Consider the following 19,009-nt stretch of genomic DNA (forward strand, 5'->3'; position numbering starts at 1 on the left):
GTTTTTTGACGCGAAAGATGATGCGCGCAGCTCACCCTGCCGGCGCAAACGTTTCGGCCCGCGCCATGGCCCAGGCGTCGCGAAAGCGCGGGTCGCTGGTGCCGTCGATCAGTTCGCCCGGGCGCAGCGACGGATAGAGCTTCGCGAACGTCTGCACCTCGGTGGTCGAGGTTCGCTGCGAGAAATGGATCGGCCGCAATTGCTGCGGATGTTCGAGCCCGGCGGCGGCGAGAAGCTCCGCCAGCGCCTGCAGGGTGGCTCGATGATAATTGTAAACCCGCTCGATCTTGTGCGGCACCACCAGCGCGCGGGCGCGGGATGGATCCTGCGTGGTTACGCCGGTCGGGCATCGATCGGTATGGCAGCTCAGCGACTGGATACAGCCCAGCGAAAACATGAAGCCGCGCGCCGAATTGCACCAGTCGGCGCCGATCGCCATGGCGCGCGCCATATCGAACGCGGTCGCTATTTTTCCGGCGGCGCCGATGCGGATGCGATCGCGCGCGTTGATGCCGATCAACGCGTTGTGGACCAAACTGACGCCCTCCCGCATCGGCATGCCGAGATGGTCCATGAATTCCAGCGGTGCCGCGCCGGTGCCGCCCTCGTTGCCGTCGACCACGATGAAATCCGGATAGATCCCGGTCTGCAGCATCGCCTTGCAGATCGCCAGAAATTCCCAGGGATGGCCGATGCATAGTTTGAATCCCGCGGGCTTGCCGCCTGACAGCCGCCGCATCTCACCGATAAAGGCCATCATTTGGAGCGGGGTCGAGAACGCCCGATGAGTGGCCGGCGAGATGCAGTCCTCGCCCATACTGACGCCTCTGATCTTGGAAATTTCTTCGGAGACCTTGGCCGCCGGCAGCACCCCGCCATGTCCGGGCTTGGCGCCCTGGCTGACCTTGAGTTCGACCATCTTGAGCTGATCGTCGGCGGCGATGCGCGCGAATTCTTCCGGATTGAACGAGCCGTCCCGGTTGCGGCAGCCGAAATATCCCGAACCAATCTCCCAGATCAGATCGCCGCCGTTCTCGCGATGATAGGGACTGACCCCGCCCTCGCCGGTGTCATGCGCGAAGCCGCCCTTTTTGGCACCGGCATTCAGCGCCCGCACCGCGTTGGGGCTGAGCGCGCCGAAGCTCATCGCCGAGATATTGAAAACCGATGCCGAATACGGCTTGGTGCAATCCGGGCCGCCGATGGTGACGCGAAATTGCTCGTCGGCGCTGGGCTTCGGCGCCACCGAATGGTGCATCCACTCGTAGCCATCGCGATAGACATCCTCCTGGGTACCGAAGGGTCGTTTGTCGAGCGCCATCTTCGCGCGTTGATAGATGACGGCGCGGGTGTCGCGGCTGAACGGCATGCCGTCCTTCTCGCTCTCGAAGAAGTACTGCCGCATCTCCGGCCTGATCTCTTCCAGCAGGAAGCGCAGATGCGCCGAGATCGGATAGTTCCGCAACACCGCGTGGTTCTTTTGGGTGAGATCGCGCACCCCGAGTAATGTGAGGGCGCCGAAAATAACGATCGGAAGCCAGATCAATTCCCACACTTTGGGATTGGCATCCAAAATCCCGACACCGAGTAGCAATACCGTGACGACGCTGCATATCGTAAGAACGATGAAGCGCGGCGAGAACGGAAGCATCAACGTTTCCATGGGATCCCTCGGGCAATTCTGTCGTCATTATTCTTGTTAGCTGCAGTCCAATCCAACCATCCGAACAATCTTGTACACGATATCCCGCGCAGAGGTCATGGAGATGACAGGGCCAGCCCGCGAGCGACCGAGCCGTCGGCGCAGAATCAGTCGGCCGCCCAACCGCGATATAGCGGTCAGGCCGCTCATTGCAATGCAGCGTAACTCTTGACCCTCATCTGATTTAGACTCCTCATGGTGACGAGGCGCCCTTGCGCCGTCTCGAACCATGAGGACACCGGCCGCTCTCATCCTTCGAGACGCGGCGAAGCCGCCCCTCCTCAGAGTGTGACCGGAAATGCGTGCAACAAAATAACGGTTTTGAGACCGTCATTGCGAGCGTAGCGAAGCAATCCAGAGGATTTAATATGGCTGTTACTGGATTGCTTCGTCGCTTCGCTCCTCGCAATGACTAGAAGTGGCCTATTCCACTGGCCGCTTTTTGAGTCAGACTCTCAGGATGAGGGGGCGCGGCACGGCTCAGTGGCTATGCGGGCGCATCTCCGGCCGACGCCTTCCGTTCGCCCAGACGACTGTTGAGGCGTCGTCGCCCGCCCCAAAGCCAGCCGTCACCGTCCGGCTCGACCGGACGGTCCAGTACGCCCGCGGCTTCTCGATTCAACCTCCGCTGCTCTGGAATGCTGGATCCCCGCTGTCGCAAGGAGGACGAGTTGCGGGCGGGATGACGGCCACGGCTTGCGGCAAGCAACCACCTGCGATCGTGTCGCGGAGGGTACCTGCCACCGTGCCCAAAAGAGATGACACGGCTGGGTCCTGCCTTGCGCGCAGCCTGGCATCGGGCCGGCCGGAGGCCGGACCCGTTGGCTTGGCCGGGACGCCCTGAAGGGAGATCAGCGCTCGACGAACGCCTTTTCAATGACGAAATGCCCGGACTCGCTGTGGCTGCCTTCGAGAAAGCCGCGCGCTTCCAACATCTGGCGCAGTTCTTCGAGCATGGCCGGGCTGCCGCACATCATGATGCGGTCGTTAGCGAGATCGAGCGGCGACTGGCCGATGTCGTCGAACAGCTGCTGCGAGGTAATCAGATCGGTGATGCGACCGCGGTTGCGGAACGGCTCGCGGGTGACGGTCGGATAGTACAGCAGCTTCTCGGCCAGGAGCGGACCGAAAAATTCGTCGTCTTTCAGCTTCGCGACCAGATCCTCGCCATAGGCGAGTTCGGAGACCTGCCGGCAGCCGTGCACCAGCACGATGGTTTCAAAGCGGTCATACACATCCGGATCCTTGATCAGGCTCGCGAACGGCGCCAGACCCGTGCCGGTCGACAGCAGCAGCAAGCGTTTTCCGGGGATCAGATTATCGGCGATCAAGGTGCCGGTCGCCTTGCGCCCGACCAGGATGGTATCGCCCTCCTTGATCTTTTGCAGCTTTGAGGTCAGCGGGCCGTCGGCGACCTTGATGCTGAAGAATTCCAGCGATTCCTCGTGATTGGCGCTCGCCATGCTGTAGGCGCGCATCAGCGGCCGGCCATCGACCTCCAGCCCGATCATGGCGAACTGCCCGTTCTGGAATCGAAAGCCGGAATCGCGGGTGGCGGTGAAGCTGAAAAGCGTATCGGTCCAGTGCCGGACAGAAAGAACTTTCTCTCTATGGAATGCGCTCATGTGTTTTCGTTTTTCCAATTGCCTTGCTGTAGAACGATCCAGTTGTTTGGCTCGCCATATGGCGAAAACCCCTGCAACGATTGGCGATGTAGCGTGTTTCCTGCCTCATTTTCAGAGATAGTCAATAGCACTTGCTGCGCAATTGCTGGTTCAAAATGGTAGTCGACTTATCTCCGAAAATGGTTCGCGGCCGCTTTATTGGTGTACGCAATTAAGTTGCCGAAATCAGCATCGCCGCGGCAGTTAATTGCCCCGCCAGCTCACAAAGTTCGTTAAAGATAAGGCATCAAAATAGAATGCCAGATCGCCGGATGTTGCATGCCAAGCCTTCGAAATTTCCGATCAGGAAAACCGAGCTCCTACCCCGATCAATCGGTCTACGCGGAATATGCCTGCGCTGAATTTGGCCTCGTGTTCGGGGATATCGACGGCGGATCAGGGCTTCTCTTCAGCGTCACTTCAAAGAGCAAAACCATTCATTTCGGCGCCGGCCGATGCTCGTGGTATCCGCAAAATAACGCGACTGCGTCTTCGTTGGCATCCGACAAATATTTCACCAATCGCATTCTTGAACGCGCCGGCATTCCGACCCTGGGTGGCGAGTATTTCTTCCTGCATGACCGGCACCAGGCCCACCGCGGCGCCGGTCACGAGCGCGAAGATGCGCTCCGGTATCTGAGAAAGCTGGGCGGAGCAGCATTCGTGAAACCTTTGCTGGGATCGCGCGGCGATTTCGCTCAAGCCGTTCACGACGAAGCTTCGCTTGTCCGATACCTCGACGAGGTGTCAAAGTACTACGACTCGGTATTGATCCAGCCGGTTGTCTCAGGAGACGAATACAGGGTTTTTTTGCTGGATGACGAGGTCGTCTATACCGCACGGAAATATCCGCCGTCGGTGTGGGGCGACGGTGCATGCTCCATCCGCGAGCTGCTGGCCGCGCACAACGATGCTCTGCGATCCTGCGGTCTTTCGCCGGCTGCTCCGGCTGCGGACCGTGACGCTTCACTCGACATCGTATTGCCCAGAGGCGAGCGCTGGGAGATTCCCGGGCGGATGAATTTGAGCGTGGGTGGAACGATGGTTCTGGAGGCCCCTCGCTCCGATGCCCCGCTCACCCTGGCGAGGAAGACCGCACGAGCGCTGGGGCTCCGCGTCGCGGCCGTGGACATGTTCACCGATATCGAAGGGGATGCTGAAGCGATACGCGTGATCGAGGTGAACTCCAATCCCGCAATCCGCCTGCTGGAGAAATCCGATCGGGGCGACCTGATTCTGAAAATCTGGCGCCACACATTTTCTGCGACGGGACTAATGGGTGTTTAATCTTCCGAAATACGGCGACGGCGTTTGCCTGGCGCGGCTGGCAGAGCTGCTCGATGCCATTGAGGTGGACCGGGCAAGGCTCGCGCGCATTTCGGTGGTCGTGACCGGGTCGAACGGCAAAGGCAGCACCGCGGCGTTTTGCGCCAGTATCGCCCACGCCTATGGCTTGCGGACCGGATTGTTCACTTCGCCGCATCTGTACCGCTTCAACGAGCGGTTTCAGGTCGATGGCGCGCCTGTCGGCGATGACGATCTGGCGCGGCTAAAGATACGGATCGAAGCCGCTATCGCCGAAATCTCGCAGCGCAGCGGCGAAAAATTCGGAAGTTTCGAAGCTCTGTTTGCGCTGGCCTGCCTGTATTTCCAGGAAAGAAAATGTGAGTTAGCCGTGTTCGAGGCCGGCATCGGCGGGCGCTACGATCCGGTGCGTCTGGTCGGCGCGCGCGTGACCTGCGTGACCTCGGTCGATTACGAGCATCTCGAACTGCTCGGCAATTCGCTGGAATTGATTGCTTCCGACAAGAGCGACGCCTGTGCAGCCGGCGGCAGCATTGTCTACGGCGAGAATTGCCGCAAGCTACGGCCGCATCTTCTCGAATATAATCGCTATCGCGAGGTCACGTCGCTGTTTGTCCGCGACGGCGTCGAAATTGCCGGCGAATCCGTCTCGCCGACGGGGCAGGATTTTGATTTCCGGTTCGGGCATTTCAATTTTAAGGCGCTCGCAACGAGCCTGCGCGGCGCATTTCAATTCAACAATGCCGCGATCGCCGTCACGCTGTTCCTGCTCTGGCTCGGACGCGTGCAACCCGGAGAGGCTCCCGCCAAAATCGAGGCCGCCGTGAGATTGGGCTTGCGCAAGGTGCGCTGGCCCGGCCGCCTCGAGCTTATCCGACACGACCCGCTCACGGTGATCGATGTCGGCCATACCCCTGACGGCATCCGGCAGTCGCTCGCCAGCCTGAAGGCGATTTATGGCCCGGAGCGATGGATTCTTGTGCTAGGCGTTTCCTTCGACAAGAAGGCCGACGAGATCGTGGGCGCATTGGCGCCGTCCTTCGACACGATCATTTGCACGGCGGCGCACCACAAGGGCGCGGGGGCAGAGAATATCGCTGCAGCAGTGCGCAGGGCCAATCCGCAAGCGACAATTCATATCGCCGCGACCATCGAGGACGCCGTTGCGCTCAGCAGTGCGCTCGCCGCGACGGCAAACCGAAAAATATATGTAGCCGGCGGATTGTTCCTGGCGATCGAATATGCGGTGGTCGCCAGGGGCGGCCGCGCGCAGGATTTGGATTTTTTCTGAGTAGAGGATTCATCATGGCCGGGCTCGTCCCGGCCATCCACGTCCTAGGCCATCGGGCCACGTTTGCCACAATGTTTCCGTTGTGGAATGCACGCCCGCCGACTAGCGTCATGCATAGCGCATAGTGTGTGCGGTTGAGCATTTCCTGCGCGCTCGATTGCACCGAGAACAACATTTGAGGAGGGACGCGATGAACGACAGCGTCAATCGCCAGGTCTTGCTGGTAGAGAAGCCGACCGGCAAGCTTGGGCCGGAGCATTTCAAAATCGTCAAGTCCGCCGTGCCGGAGCCTCGGGATGGCGAGGCGCTGCTGCGGGTGCGCTATATCTCGCTCGACGCCGCCAACCGGGCTTGGATGCACGGCGCGACCTATCGCGCGGCGATCGAGGCCAACACGGTCATGGCCGGCGGCGGCATCGCCGAAGTCGTGTCATCGAAAGCGCCGGGACTTGCGCCGGGCGACATCGTGTTCGGCGATACCGGCTGGCAGGATTACGCGGCAGTGCCCGTAAAACATCTGACCAAGATGCCCAAGATCGAGCCGATGACCCACCTGCTCAGCGTGTACGGCATCGCCGGACTCACCGCCTATTTCGGGCTGCTCGAAGTCGGCAAGCCGAAGGCCGGCGAGACGGTGGTGGTCTCCGCCGCTGCCGGCTCGGTCGGATCGATTGTCGGTCAGATCGCCAAGATCAAGGGGTGTCGCGTCATCGGCATCGCCGGCGGCAACGACAAGTGCAACTGGCTGACGTCAGAACTCGGCTTCGATGCCGCGGTCGACTACAAGGACGGCGCGGTATTCAAGGCCTTGAAGGCGGCGGCGCCGAAGGGCATCGACGTCTATTTCGACAATGTCGGCGGCGATATTCTCGAGGCTTGCCTGGCGCAAATGAACAATCGCGGCCGCATCGCTTGCTGCGGCGCGATCTCGCAATATGACGGCGTTCCGTCGGCACATGGACCGCGCGGCGTACCCGGCTTGATCGTGGTGAAGCGTCTTACCATGCAGGGTTTTATCGTGATGGACTTCATGGATCGGCGCGACGAGGCGCTGAGTGATCTGCAATCCTGGGTCGCCGCCGGCAAATTGAAAGTTCAGGAGGACATTATCAATGGCCTTGAGAAAACGCCGAAGGCGCTGATCGGACTGCTCGCCGGCGAAAACCGCGGCAAGCGGATGATCAAGGTGTAAGGCTCGGAGGCCGAGGTGGTCAGTGCTGCGTTTGGGCCAAGCGCCGGCTACACGGCTTTCCTGGCCTTCTCGGCCTCAATGCGGCCGGCGACAGCATCGAGGACGGCCAGCTTTGCCTGCTCAATCGACGCGACGGCATAATCGATCGCGAAACCTGCCTCCCACTCCAGTCGCTCGGCGTTGTTTTCGGCGCGCCCGACCTCTCGCTCCCGCTTTCGCTGGGCAATTCCGGTCTTCAAAGTCTCGATGTCGGCAACAATTTTCGCCTGTAGTGCATTCCAGTCTCTGGTGGCAGTGTCCTTGACGGATTTGACATCCTGATTGATCTTTTCGGTTGCCGCCGTCGCAGCAGCGTGTGCCTGCTCTATGCGCGCCGCGATTTTTTCATGCGCTTCCTTCTCCGCCGCAGTGGCTGCATCCTCGGCGTTTTTGGCGCGAACCGACAATTCGGCGAGTTGTTCGGAGAGACGCTTGGCCATGGTCATTCCTCCATAGTTCGCTGACTTCCATCCTTCACAGATTCTTATTCGCCAACGCCCCGGCTCAGGCCGAACGCTTGTGCTTTTTCAACTGGAACGCTAGCGCGATGTAAACGCAGCCCGCGAGGATCGCGAACCAGCCGATCAACCAGACAACTGCCAACGCGCCCGCGCCGGGTTGGGCGATCAATATAGCGCCAAAGGCAACCGACAGCAGGCCGCTCAGACCGAGCAGCCATTCACCTTCGATTTCCTTGCGCAGCCGGATCGCGCCCCAGATCTGCAGCACACCGATGACAATTGCCCAAACGGCGATGAACATCAGCAATATTAGCGCGGTCATGCCCGGCCAAACGAAAGTCAGCAGGCCCGCAAGAATACCAGCGATGCCGACGACGGCGAGCCACCATCGCGGCGCTATCTCGCTACGTCTTCCCGCAATCGCCGCCCACAGCGCCAAGATGCCGTCGGCGATCGCGTAGAAGCCCCATATCAACGTCAGGGTCAGCAGAGTGAGGCCTGGCCAGATGAAGGCCAGGACGCCGAAGGCGATCGCGACTATGCCGCGCAGCAGCAGCAGCCACCAATTTTCTGCCAGTTCGCGCAGCGCGAGCCCGAGGAATGGCGACGGTGGGCTGGGTTGAGCTTGTGTGCTGGACATTTGATTTGCTCCCGAATTTGAGTTCCTCCTGAATTCAGCATTCCCGGGGTGCTGAATTCAGCATCCCCGGGTGCCATAGTTCATTGCGAAAACATGTCGGCCTGAAGCCGCATTATCTTGTGGCGTGGCACGTCGCCCGCTAGCCGTCCTCTCCCTATTTGGCGTACTCAAACGGGGGACTAGCCCTCAAGGCTTCCTTTGTGGCGCCCGCCAGAACCAGCTTGTTGTCGACCAATTTGAATTGGGATACCGAAACGGCGACATCGTGCTTCGCCAATCCGAGGAAGCCGCCGGCGTTGATGATGGCGTAGGAAACGGCTTTGTCGGGCGCGATGATGATATCGTCGATTGATCTGACGCGGTCATCCTTGTCGTTATATACAGGCTGCCCCATGATTTGGCGTTTGGCGCTCCAACCCTTGGAGACGTCGCGCATCTCTGTGACGCTGACGCCGACCAGGGTAGAACCAGCCACCTGCGCGTGCGAGATGGTCGGCGCGGTTAGCGCAATGCTCGCAAACATCAAAATGTGGATCGATTTCATGGCGACTCTCCATTGCAGCGGCGACCGCCGCTCGGCGGAAGATCGTCCGCAATCGGAATCTGAACCCGCCGTAGGTGATGCCTATACATTGAGCTCTTCCCCCGACCCCTTCGGGCCGTCGGGGGGCGCCCCGTAGTCAAAATTTACTAAAGCCCGGGCAGGAATGAATGAGCTTACAGTAACCAGGGTATAGGTATTTCTGCGTACGGATTCTCGTATTATCCGCGCTTCCTTACTTGGCCGTTCGGCTGGTGCGATCGGAGAGGACGGGACGGCCCCCCGGCGCTCGACCAGCTTTCAACCGGCTCTCGTCGACACAATGCGGACAAGGTCAGCGGCATTTTTGGCGCCAAGCTTTTCCATGATCCGTGCACGGTGGATTTCGATGGTCCGGAAGCTGATGCCGAGCTGACGGCCAGCTTCCTTGCTCGAGGCGCCTGCCGCGATCTGGGTGAGCACCTCGCGTTCCCGGGGCGTCAAGAAATCGTACCCTGGAAAGTGCGTCGACGTAACGCTTAAACCAGTGTCGCCGTCGCGACGGCGGGCACAGGCTGCCTTCACCTCGTCCACGCGCGTGACCGCCGTCTCCGCATCGAGCGGCGTCTCAATGAAATTGTCAGCGCCGATCTTGATCGCCTCAACCGTCGCCGGGATAGCGCGCATGGTGCCGGTGGCGCTCCTGAGGACGGACGGTATCGCCAAGGCTTGCTCGGCGCGACGATATCGAAACGTCGGAATGTAACGGCCGCGCGGAACGTCGATGAAGAGTAAATCCTTTGCGCCTGGGCCGGCGTAATAATGCTGGATCACCCGTCGCAATCGCCCTGCTTCGACTCGAACGATGGGGTCCTGCTGGGGATCGAAGTCTCCACTCCGTCCGAGGGCCTCGACGGCAATCGTGTAGCCCTTGAGGTGAGCGCTTTCACCACGCAACGTCGCCTCGATGACAAATCGAAGGAAAGCCGCCAGTCGCGGACAAGTTCGGAAGCTCTCGCTAGCCACCATCCGCTCGAGCGCGGCGCGGACTTCCGTTCCGGATGGATCCTCGTCGCGACCTTCGTTTTCCGCAACGGAGGCGAAAGCTCTCTCGCCCACCCCCGTCTGCCGTAGGAGGCGCGGGAGTTCAGGTTGTGGTGGCTGAGATCCGTCCCGCGTGCCGGTGGTCACATCAATGCATGAGCCGAAATAGCCCAGAAACTCCTCGTCAGCTGAAAAGTAGGGGCTGCCGATGTCGAGAACCAAACGATAAGCGCCGTCATGCCGGCGCAGCCGGTATTCCATACTGAATTCTTGGCGGCTGTCGAAGGCGGTGGTGTAGACCGATAGGCAACTTGAGAAATCGTCTGGATGGACGCCTTCGGCCCATCCATTTCCAAGCTCCTGTTCCATCCTGCGACCGGTGAACTCGAGCCAGGCACGATTGAACCAATCACACGACTTGTCAGGTCCAGAGGTCCAAATCATCATTTTGGCTCTGTCGGCCAACAGGTGAAAAGAATAAATCTCCGATTGCAGCGATTTGTGCAGCATCTCAAAGATGCTCCGTCAAAGCGTCTCGCAAGTGACTATAGCACGACGCCAGACGCTGTGTGTGACGCTACCGCGGCCTTTCCGTTGCCGAGGATGAAGGCAAACGACGTCATCAGGATCGGCCGGAACCGCGCCCGCGCCGCCTCGACCGCCGATTCGAGCAGCGGCTTGCGGTCGCGGACGTGGAGTTCGAGGGGGACTTCGACGATGAGAATGGCGTTCTTCGCCGACAGCGCGATCAGCAGGATCAATCCAATTTGGGTGTAGAGATTGTTCTCGATCCGTAATCCCGAGAGCACCGCCATCGGGCCGAGCAACGAAAGCGGTACGGCCAAAATGACGGCGATCGGCGCGTACCAGCTTTCATATTGTCCGGCGAGCACCAGGTACACAAGCAGCAGGGCCAGGCCGAACACGTAGTAGATCTGGTTGCCGCAGGCACTTAAAGTGACAAACGCCGATATGGCGAAGGCAATACGGGAGATGGCGGTGGCTCGCTGCCTCACGCTGCTGCCGTTTAGTTTGGAGCGTGCTGACGAATGCCTGGGCTTCATTCTCGTGCCCCACTTCATGTTGCGCCCGCGAACGCTTTTGTCCTGAGGAAGCCTTCCGCCATGCTTGAATAGCAACAATCCGCTTGCAGTGGAACTCGAAAGAGAAAATGATCTCGCCCGCGAAGATTTTTCCAGCAGCGCTTTTAAAATTTCATTTCGGTTGAAGCGCCGGCGACAACGAAAAGGATTCTGCAAATGATCACCACGTTTACACGTGCGGCGGCGCTTGGGACATCGATGGCGGCCGCGATATTCGCTGTGGCGACGCCGGCATTTTCGCAGGCGCCGACCGGTGCACAACGCAACGCTATCCGATCCGAATGCCGCTCGGACTATCAGGCACATTGCGCCAGCATCCCGCCGGGCGGCGCGGCGTCGCTGCAATGCCTGCAGAAAAATATGTCGAGTCTCTCGTCGTCCTGCCAGACCGCCGTGCGTGCGGTGGAAGCACCGGCTGCGCCGAAGGCCGAATCTACTCCGGCGGCCGAGTCCACGCCGGCCGCCGCGCCGGCTAAGCCCGCGGCGGGAACCGCGGCTCCACCGGCGGCCTCGAAAGCGGCGGCAGCCACCACATCGGCGAAAAAGCCGAGCGATGCGCAGGTTGCGGCGATCCGCAGCGCGTGCCGGTCCGACCATCAAAAAGTCTGCGCCGGCGTGCCGACCGGCGGCTCTGCGGCGCTGAGCTGTTTGGAACAGAACAAGTCGAAAGTCTCGGCGCCCTGCCAGCAGGCCGTCAACGCGGCCAGCGGCGGCGCCACAACCCCTGCTGCGGGCGCCGCAGCGGCAGCCGCCAGTCCCGGAGCAGCCCCCACCGCCGCGCCTGCTGCCACGCTGGTGCTGCGGCCGATGCGGCCGCGCGAGGAGCTGTTCGTCTTGAGGTCGGCGTGTAGTGGAGACGTCCGCACGCTTTGCGGCGGCGTTGCGCCCGGCGGCGGCCGCATCGTGCAATGTCTGGCGACGCGTGCAGCCTCCATCTCACCCGCGTGCAAGGAAGTTCTGGCTCAGTTCGCTGCGCAATAACTAGATTCAACCGAAGGTTCAGTGCGCGAGTCTTCGCGAGAACCGTCGGCTACTCGGCTCGAAAGGCGAGGATCAATTGAATTAATCGAACGGACAAAACGACGTAGCAGAGCGACATGGCGAGCTGATACGCAACATGCCACTCCAGCTTCGCCAACTTGTAAAGACCGTCGAGGAAATTCAGGACAAGAAGCACGACGCCGAACAGCATGACGCCGCGGCCAATGAGGCTATGACGTAAATAGCCGAATAGAACGATAGCGGGCTCGTTGCTCGAGACATGCGCCCCCGCCGAGATGATCAATGTCCCGACGATCATCTTTCCGACGTGATCGAACATTTGCCTGGAGGCTTGCTCGACATGCTCAGCGTAGAACGTAAGCCACTTGGTCCTGATATTCCACATGGTTGCTCCTTGCGATGGCGGACGGCATCGGATGGGCTAGTCTTGAGCGCGTCCGTTCAAACAGCGATTTTCCGGACGTTCAGTACAATGGCTCCCCGACCGAGAAGCAAGAACCCGGCTTGTTGATTTTTCAGAGAGCGCCGACGTGAGTAGGATTCCCTGCGACACATGATCCGCTCTGGGATAGCCCACCTCGCAAGAAATAACGGACATGAACCAAGCGGTACTCACCAAATTAGGAGTACACGCTCCAAGGTTTGTTGATTTAAGCTGCGACTCATCCGCATGTGAAAAGCCATCGAGGGAGGAAGACTTCGTGCGTATCGCCGTGATCGGCGGAGGCCCCGGAGGTCTCTATTTTGCTTATCTCTGGAAAAGGCGGCACCCGGACGCCCAGATCGATCTGTTTGAGCAGAACGCCGCCGGCGCCACCTGGGGTTTCGGCGTGGTGTTCTCCGAGCAGGCGCTTGAATTCCTGCGCGCCGATGATCCCGACACGGTCGATGCCATCGCGCCGCGGATGGAGAGCTGGAAGAACATTACGCTCAATCTGCGCGGCGAGAGCGTCGAGATCGACGGCATCGGCTTTTCCTCGATCGGCCGGCTTGATCTGCTCAGGACTCTGCAGCAACGCGCATCCTCGGTCGGCGTCATCATGCGATACGACACGCCGATCCAGTCGGTGGACCAGTTGGCCGGTTACGATCTGATTGTCGCGGCGGATGGCCTGAACTCGCTGGTGCGCCGCAGCTTTGAGGACGATTTCGGCACCTCATTGTCTTATTCCGCCAACAAATTCGCCTGGTACGGCACAACCAAGCGCTTCGAGACGTTGTCGCAGACCTTTGTGCAGACCGAGCTCGGCGCGTTCAACGCCCATCACTATCGATACTCGCCGTCGATGAGCACATTTTTGGTCGAATGCGATTTGGCGACGTGGCAGCGCTACGGCTTTGCGGAGAAGACCATCGAGGAATCGCAAACCATTTGCGAAGGCGTCTTCGCGGCCACGCTCGAGGGTCACCCGCTGGCATCGAACAAATCCGTGTGGCGCAATTTCCCCTGGATCTGGAATGAGCGCTGGTCGTTCAAGAATATGGTGCTGATCGGCGACTCCCTGCATTCGGCACATTTTTCGATCGGCTCGGGCACGCGGCTCGCCATCGAGGATGCGATCGCGCTTGCGAAGGCGCTGGAGGCGGAACGCGATATTTCCGCAGGCCTCGATCGTTACCAGAGCGAGCGCCAGCCGATCGTGAAGAAGCTGGTGACGGCGGCGCGCACCAGCGCCGACTGGTACGATAAATTTCCCGAGCACATGAAACTTGGCCTGATGGATTTTGCGTATAGCTACATCACCCGATCGGGCCGCATTGACGACGCGCGCCTGCGCGCGATGTCGCCGGCCTTCATGGCGCGGTACGAAGCCTCCAGGCGGCCGCTGGAGCAGGGCGGGAGCCAGCGATGAGGTCGAAGCCGGATGGAGCCCTCGAGATTGCCGACGCCGTCCCGTCCGATGGCCCGGGCGCGCTGGAGATCGGCTTTGCGCTGCCGGAACGCTACAACGCCAGCCGCATTCTGTTCGACAATCTCGGTAAAGGCCGGGGCGACCGGCTTGCGCTGACCGGCCCGTCGGGAACGCGCAGCTATGCCGAGCTTTGCGCCGAGGCCTCGCGGTGGGGACACGGTTTCCTGTCACTGGGATTAAACCGCGGCGACCGTATCCTGATGTTCCTCGATGATACGGCGGCCTATCCGGCCGCCTTCTTCGGCGCGGTTCGCGCAGGCTTCGTGCCGCTTCTGATCAATACGCTGACGCCGCCTGATCTCCTGCAATTCTATCTGTCGGATTCCGGCGCCACGGTGGCCGTTGCCGACGCCGAGTTTTGCGCCCGCTTCAATGCGGTGGTTTGCAATGATACGTCGTTATGCACGTTGATCGTGGTCAATGGCGCTGCCGGCGATCACGCCGTGCCAAATACCATCGTCGCGGAAAAATGGTTGCGGGGTTTGGCGGCCGATCTTGCGGAAGCCGACACCCACCGCAACGAAATGGCGTTCTGGATGTATTCGTCGGGCTCGACCGGACGCCCCAAGGGCATCGTCCATCTGCAGCACGACATGGCCTATAGCGAAGCCGCGTTCGCGCGCAACGTGCTGAAGCTCAAGCCGGACGACATCTGCTTTTCGGTGCCGAAGATCTTCTTCGCCTACGGCTTCGGCAATTCCATTACCTTCCCGTTCTCCGCCGGCGCGGCGACGCTGCTGTTGCCGGGCCAGCCGAAACCGGCGGCGATCTTTGAGGCGATCGAGCGCTTCCGCCCAAGCGTGTTTTTCGGATTGCCGACGCTCTATACCTCATTGACCAACGCTGATGGTGGGGCCGCCACGGATTTTTCGTCGCTGCGAATGTCGCTGTCCGCGGCCGAGGTGCTTTCGGCCGAGGTCTTTAACAGATGGAAAAGACTTTCCGGCCTTGAAATCATCGAAGGGTTGGGCTCCACGGAGGTGCTGCACATCTATCTGTCCAACCGGCCGGACAAGAAGAAGCTCGGTGCCGCAGGGCTTCGCGTACCCGGATACGAAATTGCGCTGAAAGACAAAGACGGCCGGGAGGTCGGCGACAACGAAGAAGGCATCCTGTGGGTGCGCGGCGATTCCAACACGCCGCTCTACTGGAACCGACCGGACAAATCGGCGGAGACCATCCGCGAGGAGGGATGGATCTACACCGGCGACCGTTTTATGCGCGACGGCGACGGCTTTCATTTCTTCCGCGGCCGTGCCGACGACCTGATCAAGATTTCGGGCCAATGGGTCTATCCGCTCGAGGTCGAGCTTTGCCTTGCCGAACATCCGAGGGTGCGCGAATGCGCGGTGTTTGCGGCCGAACTGCCGGACCGGCGTATGACCTTGAAGGCGGTGGTGGTCATGAACAGCCGCGCGTTCGACCCAACCGAGGCGACCAAAATGCTGCAGGATTACGTCAAGGCAAAGCTGTTGCCTTACAAATACCCGCGCGAGGTGCGGTTTTTGGATGAACTGCCGAAGACTGGCACCGGCAAGATCGACCGTCAGGCGCTGCTGAGGATTTAGCGATTGCGCTGCTGCGCTCCCTCTCCCGCTTGCGGGAATGCCTAACCCGTCAGCCCCGTCGCGCCATAGAGCCAGGCGAGATCGCGGTAATAATCTTCCGACGTTTTCGCGCTCATGATGGCATTGCGGATGCGGGCGTGCTCGCCGGCGGGGTGATAGATGTGCTCGCCGATGGCGCGGGACAACAGCTGCACCCGCGCGGTGCGCGGAAAGCGCTGCGCGCGGTAGCGTTCAAGCGCGCTGGTGTGATCGTCGTGTGTTCCCAGCATGTGCGACAGGCAGACCGCGTCTTCCAGCGCCATGCAGGCGCCTTGCGCGAAATACTGCAGCATCGGGTGCGCGGCATCGCCCAGCAGCGCGACGCGGCCATCGACCCAGCGCTCCGTGGGATCGCGGTCGCACAATACCCAGAGCTTCCAGTTCTTGCCGTGGCGAATGATGTCTTTCGCGCGTGCATGCACGTGCGCAAAACCCTGCATCACCTCTTCGTCAGATACCGGCTTGCCGGCAACCGGCTCCGGCGCGTCGTTGTGACAGGTCACGACGAGATTGAACACTTTCCAGCCCGACAGCGGGTAGTGCACGATATGGCATTTCGGCCCCGCCCATAACGTCGCCGCATTCCAGCGCAGATCCTCCGGCATCTCCTCGGTCGGAATCACCGAACGATAAGTGGTGTGGCCGGAAACCCGCGGCGGCCCGTCGGCCGTGACCGATTTACGGACGTTCGACCACAGGCCGTCCGCGCCGATCAGCAGCGCTCCCGTCACGCGCTCGCCGGAGGCAAGCCGCGCCGTCACCGAAGAGCCGTCCTGATCATAGCCGATGACTTCGCAGCTGACGCGCAATTCGATCAGCTCGTGGTTTTGGCAAGCCTTTAAGAACACGCCGTGCAGATCGCCGCGATGCACGACCGCATAAGGATTGCCGAAGCGCGCACGGAACGCCTCGCGCAGGTCGATATGGGTGATCTCTTCGGCGGTCAGCGCATCCATCAGCCGCAGCTGATCGATATAGACCGCCATGCCGCGCGCGGCCTCGCCGACGCCGAGATAGTCGAAGGCGTGGAAGGCATTGGGCCCGAGCTGGATTCCGGCGCCGATTTCACCAAGCGCTGAGGCCTTTTCGAGCAGGATTGAACGGATGCCTTTTTGTGCAAGTCCAAGCGCGGCCGCGAGGCCGCCGATGCCGCCGCCCGCGATCAGGACAGGCCGCTCCCTAACGGCCGAACCCATCAGCCTGATTTCCTGAAATGTTCGAGCGCGTCTTCGGCGCGCAGCGGCACCCGCGACGCCTCGTTGTTGAGATCGACCAGCTGCGTCAGGAGCGACGTCAGCGTCTTGCGGTCGGCCGGCTTCAAGGGCTGCAGCATCCGCGCCTGGGCGCGATCGACCAATGGCATGATGTCGCGCAACAGCGCCGCGCCGGCCTTGGTCAGATAAAGCAGCTTTACCCGCTTGTCCTCGCGCGCCGGCTTTCGCTCGAGATAGTCCTTCGCCTCGAGCCGCTCGATCACGTTGCCCAAGGTCGAGCGGTCGAAGGCAATCACGGCGGAAAGCCGCGTCGCATCGATGCCGGGGTGGGTGTGAATCGCGACCAGCGCTGCAAATTGCACCGGCGTCAGGTCGTAAGCCCTGCACTCCTCCGCGAAAATCGCCACCGCAATCTGCTGCATCCGCCGAAACAAATATCCCGGCTTGGTATAGACGGCATCCATCGTCACCGGCGCCGATTTATTCTGCATCGGGCTGCCGCTCCGGTGCGGCGTCCGCGAACGCCTTCAGGTTTTTCGCCGCCGCTTCGGCTTTCAGCAGGCGCGGGAACGCCGCGACCTCGACGCCAAAGCGCCGCGCGTTGGCAAGCTGCGGCACCAGACAAAGATCGGCGATCGTCGGCTTGGCGCCGAAGCAGAATGGACCGGGCTCGTCGGCGATCAATGTTTCGCAGGCCGAGAGCCCTTCGCGGTTGGCCCATGCCGCCCACTCGGTCACCTGCTCTTCGCTCAGGCCGATCTGCCGCAGCCGCCCCAGCACTTTCAGGTTCTGCAACGGGTGAGTATCGCAGGCGAGCGCCATCGCGAAGGCGCGAATTTTGGCGCGGCGCAGCGGGTCCTTCGGCAGCAGCGGCGGCTCGGGATCGGTTTCCTCCAGCCATTCGATGATGGCGAGCGACTGGGTAATGATCGCGCCCTGGTCGTCCTGCAGCGTCGGCACCAGCCCTTGCGGATTGAGCGCGAGATAGGCGGGGTCGCGCTGTTCGCCCTTGCGCAGATGGTGCGGCAGGTGGTCCGCGCCTAGTCCTTTTAGATTCAGCGCAATTCTAACCCGATAGGACGCGCTGCTGCGGAAATAGCCGTGCAGCTTCATCGGAACCTCCCTGGAATTTTCTCGTTGCTTTTTGGTCGCCGCATTGACGCTACTCATATTGTAAGTATGCTGTCAATAAATCCAGCAAGAACATCGGGAGGCTCGCCATGGAAGCCGTACAGAAGACGCCGGAACGCGAGGCGTTCTACCGCAGGATCGACGGCGAAAATCTCGCAGCCCTTTGGAACGTGATGGGCGAGCTGATCACGCCGGAGCCGAAGAGCGCCTGCCGGCCTCATCTGTGGAAATTCGATGCGATCCGCCGCTTCATGACGGAAGCCGGCAAGCTGATCACCGCCAAGGAAGCCGAACGGCGAGTGCTGGTCTTGGAAAATCCCGGGCTGCGCGGGCAGTCGAAGATCACGACCTCGCTGTTTGCCGGCGTGCAAATGGTGATCCCCGGCGACATCGCACCGGCCCATCGGCACAGTCAGTCGGCATTGCGCTTCGTGCTCGAGGGCAGGGGCGCGCATACCTCGGTGGACGGCGAGCGCACGCTGATGGAGCCCGGCGACTTCGTGATCACGCCGTCGATGACGTGGCACGATCACGGCAATGAGACTTCCGAGCCGATGTTCTGGCTGGACGGGCTCGATATTCCGCTGGTGCAGTTCCTCGATGCGTCCTTCGCGGAAGGATCTGACGAAGACCAGCAACAGATCACGCGGCCCGCCGGCGACAGTTTCGCGCGCTATGGCCACAACCTTTTGCCGGTCGATCAGAAGCGCGCCTCGAAGACTTCGCCGATCTTCAACTATCCCTATCACTATACGCGCGAGGCGCTGGAGCAGGCGAAAACGCGTGACCAGTGGGACGCCTGCCACGGATTGAAGCTGAAGTTTTCCAATCCCGAAACCGGCGATTACGCGATGCCGACCATCGGCACCTTCATCCAGTTGCTGCCGAAGGGTTTCAAGACCGCGCGCTATCGTTCGACCGACGCCACGGTATTCGCCGCGATCGAAGGCAAGGGCCGTTCGCGGATCGGCGATCAGACATTTGAGTGGGGTCCGCGCGACCTGTTCGTGGTGCCGAGCTGGCAATGGGTGACCCACGAAGCCGACGAAGATTCGGTGCTGTTCAGTTTCTCCGATCGTCCGGTGCAGCAGAAGCTGGACTTGTTCCGCGAAGATCGCGGCAACGCCTGACCGAAGCGTCGCGGGCAAAACGGTTTACGGCGCATTCCGCCCGCCGAGACA

The 19,009-nt window shown here is 61.0% G+C and carries 17 protein-coding genes and 1 pseudogene; 7 read left to right on the forward strand and 11 right to left on the reverse strand.

Annotation, left to right across the window (positions count from 1 at the left end):
- Positions 1-31 precede the first annotated feature (31 nt).
- Positions 32-1,663: an FMN-binding glutamate synthase family protein gene (locus N554_RS0125440; protein ID WP_029586075.1), complete on the reverse strand. Its 1,632-nt coding sequence runs from the start codon at positions 1,661-1,663 to the stop codon at positions 32-34.
- Positions 1,664-2,553: 890 nt separating this feature from the next.
- Positions 2,554-3,327 carry a ferredoxin--NADP reductase gene (locus N554_RS0125445; protein WP_029586076.1) on the reverse strand — a complete coding sequence of 258 codons (774 nt, stop codon included), beginning with the start codon at positions 3,325-3,327 and terminating at the stop codon, positions 2,554-2,556.
- 318 nt (positions 3,328-3,645) lie between these two features.
- Here N554_RS0125445 and N554_RS0125450 point away from each other — a divergent pair, with 318 nt between their 5' ends.
- The 3 genes from N554_RS0125450 to N554_RS0125460 all read left to right on the forward strand — a co-directional run bounded on the left by N554_RS0125450 (position 3,646) and on the right by N554_RS0125460 (position 7,154).
- Positions 3,646-4,653, forward strand: coding sequence for an ATP-grasp domain-containing protein (locus N554_RS0125450; RefSeq protein WP_029586077.1), 1,008 nt, complete (start codon positions 3,646-3,648; stop codon positions 4,651-4,653).
- Positions 4,646-5,962, forward strand: a complete 1,317-nt coding sequence (locus N554_RS0125455; RefSeq protein WP_029586078.1) for a bifunctional folylpolyglutamate synthase/dihydrofolate synthase — start codon at positions 4,646-4,648, stop codon at positions 5,960-5,962. Before N554_RS0125450 ends, N554_RS0125455 begins: the two co-directional genes overlap by 8 nt.
- Positions 5,963-6,152: 190 nt before the next feature.
- On the forward strand, positions 6,153-7,154 hold the full coding sequence (locus tag N554_RS0125460; protein WP_029586079.1) for an NADP-dependent oxidoreductase: 1,002 nt from the start codon (positions 6,153-6,155) through the stop codon (positions 7,152-7,154).
- A 47-nt stretch (positions 7,155-7,201) separates the two neighbouring features.
- On the opposite strand, the gene N554_RS0125465 is transcribed toward N554_RS0125460, so the two are convergent.
- From N554_RS0125465 to N554_RS38805, 5 genes and pseudogenes are all read right to left on the reverse strand, one after another.
- The gene (locus tag N554_RS0125465; RefSeq protein WP_029586080.1) at positions 7,202-7,633 is read right to left on the reverse strand and encodes a hypothetical protein; all 432 of its coding nucleotides are present in this window, start codon (positions 7,631-7,633) and stop codon (positions 7,202-7,204) included.
- 64 nt (positions 7,634-7,697) lie between these two features.
- On the reverse strand, positions 7,698-8,294 hold the full coding sequence (locus tag N554_RS0125470) for an HdeD family acid-resistance protein (RefSeq protein ID WP_029586081.1): 597 nt from the start codon (positions 8,292-8,294) through the stop codon (positions 7,698-7,700).
- A 154-nt stretch (positions 8,295-8,448) separates the two neighbouring features.
- Positions 8,449-8,838, reverse strand: a complete 390-nt coding sequence (locus N554_RS0125475) for a PRC-barrel domain-containing protein (RefSeq protein WP_029586082.1) — start codon at positions 8,836-8,838, stop codon at positions 8,449-8,451.
- A gap of 297 nt (positions 8,839-9,135) precedes the next feature.
- The gene (locus tag N554_RS43150) at positions 9,136-10,368 is read right to left on the reverse strand and encodes a LuxR C-terminal-related transcriptional regulator (RefSeq protein WP_029586083.1); all 1,233 of its coding nucleotides are present in this window, start codon (positions 10,366-10,368) and stop codon (positions 9,136-9,138) included.
- An 86-nt stretch (positions 10,369-10,454) separates the two neighbouring features.
- Positions 10,455-10,808, reverse strand: a pseudogene (locus tag N554_RS38805) (efflux RND transporter permease subunit); the annotation flags it as partial.
- Positions 10,809-11,117: 309 nt separating this feature from the next.
- Here N554_RS38805 and N554_RS0125490 point away from each other — a divergent pair.
- Positions 11,118-11,942: a cysteine rich repeat-containing protein gene (locus N554_RS0125490; RefSeq protein ID WP_029586085.1), complete on the forward strand. Its 825-nt coding sequence runs from the start codon at positions 11,118-11,120 to the stop codon at positions 11,940-11,942.
- A gap of 49 nt (positions 11,943-11,991) precedes the next feature.
- Here N554_RS0125490 and N554_RS0125495 read toward each other — a convergent pair whose 3' ends face one another.
- Positions 11,992-12,348: a hypothetical protein gene (locus N554_RS0125495; protein ID WP_029586086.1), complete on the reverse strand. Its 357-nt coding sequence runs from the start codon at positions 12,346-12,348 to the stop codon at positions 11,992-11,994.
- Between the two features lie 316 nt (positions 12,349-12,664).
- Here N554_RS0125495 and N554_RS0125500 point away from each other — a divergent pair, with 316 nt between their 5' ends.
- Complete coding sequence (locus N554_RS0125500) at positions 12,665-13,816, forward strand: FAD-dependent monooxygenase (RefSeq protein WP_029586087.1); 1,152 nt, start codon at positions 12,665-12,667, stop codon at positions 13,814-13,816.
- Positions 13,813-15,444 (forward strand): benzoate-CoA ligase family protein, encoded by a 1,632-nt coding sequence (locus N554_RS0125505; protein ID WP_029586088.1) that lies wholly within the window; start codon positions 13,813-13,815, stop codon positions 15,442-15,444. Before N554_RS0125500 ends, N554_RS0125505 begins: the two co-directional genes overlap by 4 nt.
- A 41-nt stretch (positions 15,445-15,485) precedes the next feature.
- Here N554_RS0125505 and N554_RS0125510 read toward each other — a convergent pair whose 3' ends face one another.
- From N554_RS0125510 to maiA, 3 genes are read right to left on the reverse strand one after another with little or no spacing between them, the layout of a single operon-like run.
- Positions 15,486-16,679 (reverse strand): 3-hydroxybenzoate 6-monooxygenase, encoded by a 1,194-nt coding sequence (locus N554_RS0125510; protein ID WP_029586089.1) that lies wholly within the window; start codon positions 16,677-16,679, stop codon positions 15,486-15,488.
- Positions 16,679-17,188, reverse strand: coding sequence for a MarR family winged helix-turn-helix transcriptional regulator (locus N554_RS0125515; protein WP_029586090.1), 510 nt, complete (start codon positions 17,186-17,188; stop codon positions 16,679-16,681). The genes N554_RS0125510 and N554_RS0125515 overlap by 1 nt, the downstream gene beginning before the upstream one ends.
- Positions 17,178-17,810, reverse strand: coding sequence for a maleylacetoacetate isomerase (gene maiA / locus N554_RS0125520; RefSeq protein ID WP_029586091.1), 633 nt, complete (start codon positions 17,808-17,810; stop codon positions 17,178-17,180). The genes N554_RS0125515 and maiA overlap by 11 nt, the downstream gene beginning before the upstream one ends.
- Positions 17,811-17,917: 107 nt before the next feature.
- On the opposite strand from maiA, the gene gtdA reads away from it, so the two are divergent.
- Positions 17,918-18,958, forward strand: coding sequence for a gentisate 1,2-dioxygenase (gene gtdA, locus N554_RS0125525; protein WP_029586092.1), 1,041 nt, complete (start codon positions 17,918-17,920; stop codon positions 18,956-18,958).
- The last annotated feature ends 51 nt before the right edge of the window (positions 18,959-19,009 follow it).

It is taken from the genome of Bradyrhizobium sp. URHD0069 (genome assembly GCF_000701345.1).
Lineage (GTDB): Bacteria > Pseudomonadota > Alphaproteobacteria > Rhizobiales > Xanthobacteraceae > Bradyrhizobium.

Bases quoted from the DNA above. Each gene is read 5' to 3' on its own strand.
- N554_RS0125440 (WP_029586075.1), bottom strand. From the start codon at position 1,663: ATGGAAACGTTGATGCTTCCGTTCTCGCCGCGCTTCATCGTTCTTACG.
- N554_RS0125470 (WP_029586081.1), bottom strand. From the start codon at position 8,294: ATGTCCAGCACACAAGCTCAACCCAGCCCACCGTCGCCATTCCTCGGG.
- N554_RS0125510 (WP_029586089.1), bottom strand. From the start codon at position 16,679: ATGGGTTCGGCCGTTAGGGAGCGGCCTGTCCTGATCGCGGGCGGCGGC.
- N554_RS0125465 (WP_029586080.1), bottom strand. From the start codon at position 7,633: ATGGCCAAGCGTCTCTCCGAACAACTCGCCGAATTGTCGGTTCGCGCC.
- N554_RS0125515 (WP_029586090.1), bottom strand. From the start codon at position 17,188: ATGCAGAATAAATCGGCGCCGGTGACGATGGATGCCGTCTATACCAAG.
- N554_RS0125450 (WP_029586077.1), top strand. From the start codon at position 3,646: ATGCCAAGCCTTCGAAATTTCCGATCAGGAAAACCGAGCTCCTACCCC.
- N554_RS0125475 (WP_029586082.1), bottom strand. From the start codon at position 8,838: ATGAAATCGATCCACATTTTGATGTTTGCGAGCATTGCGCTAACCGCG.
- N554_RS0125490 (WP_029586085.1), top strand. From the start codon at position 11,118: ATGATCACCACGTTTACACGTGCGGCGGCGCTTGGGACATCGATGGCG.
- N554_RS0125445 (WP_029586076.1), bottom strand. From the start codon at position 3,327: ATGAGCGCATTCCATAGAGAGAAAGTTCTTTCTGTCCGGCACTGGACC.
- N554_RS0125505 (WP_029586088.1), top strand. From the start codon at position 13,813: ATGAGGTCGAAGCCGGATGGAGCCCTCGAGATTGCCGACGCCGTCCCG.
- N554_RS0125460 (WP_029586079.1), top strand. From the start codon at position 6,153: ATGAACGACAGCGTCAATCGCCAGGTCTTGCTGGTAGAGAAGCCGACC.
- N554_RS43150 (WP_029586083.1), bottom strand. From the start codon at position 10,368: ATGCTGCACAAATCGCTGCAATCGGAGATTTATTCTTTTCACCTGTTG.
- N554_RS0125495 (WP_029586086.1), bottom strand. From the start codon at position 12,348: ATGTGGAATATCAGGACCAAGTGGCTTACGTTCTACGCTGAGCATGTC.
- gtdA (WP_029586092.1), top strand. From the start codon at position 17,918: ATGGAAGCCGTACAGAAGACGCCGGAACGCGAGGCGTTCTACCGCAGG.
- maiA (WP_029586091.1), bottom strand. From the start codon at position 17,810: ATGAAGCTGCACGGCTATTTCCGCAGCAGCGCGTCCTATCGGGTTAGA.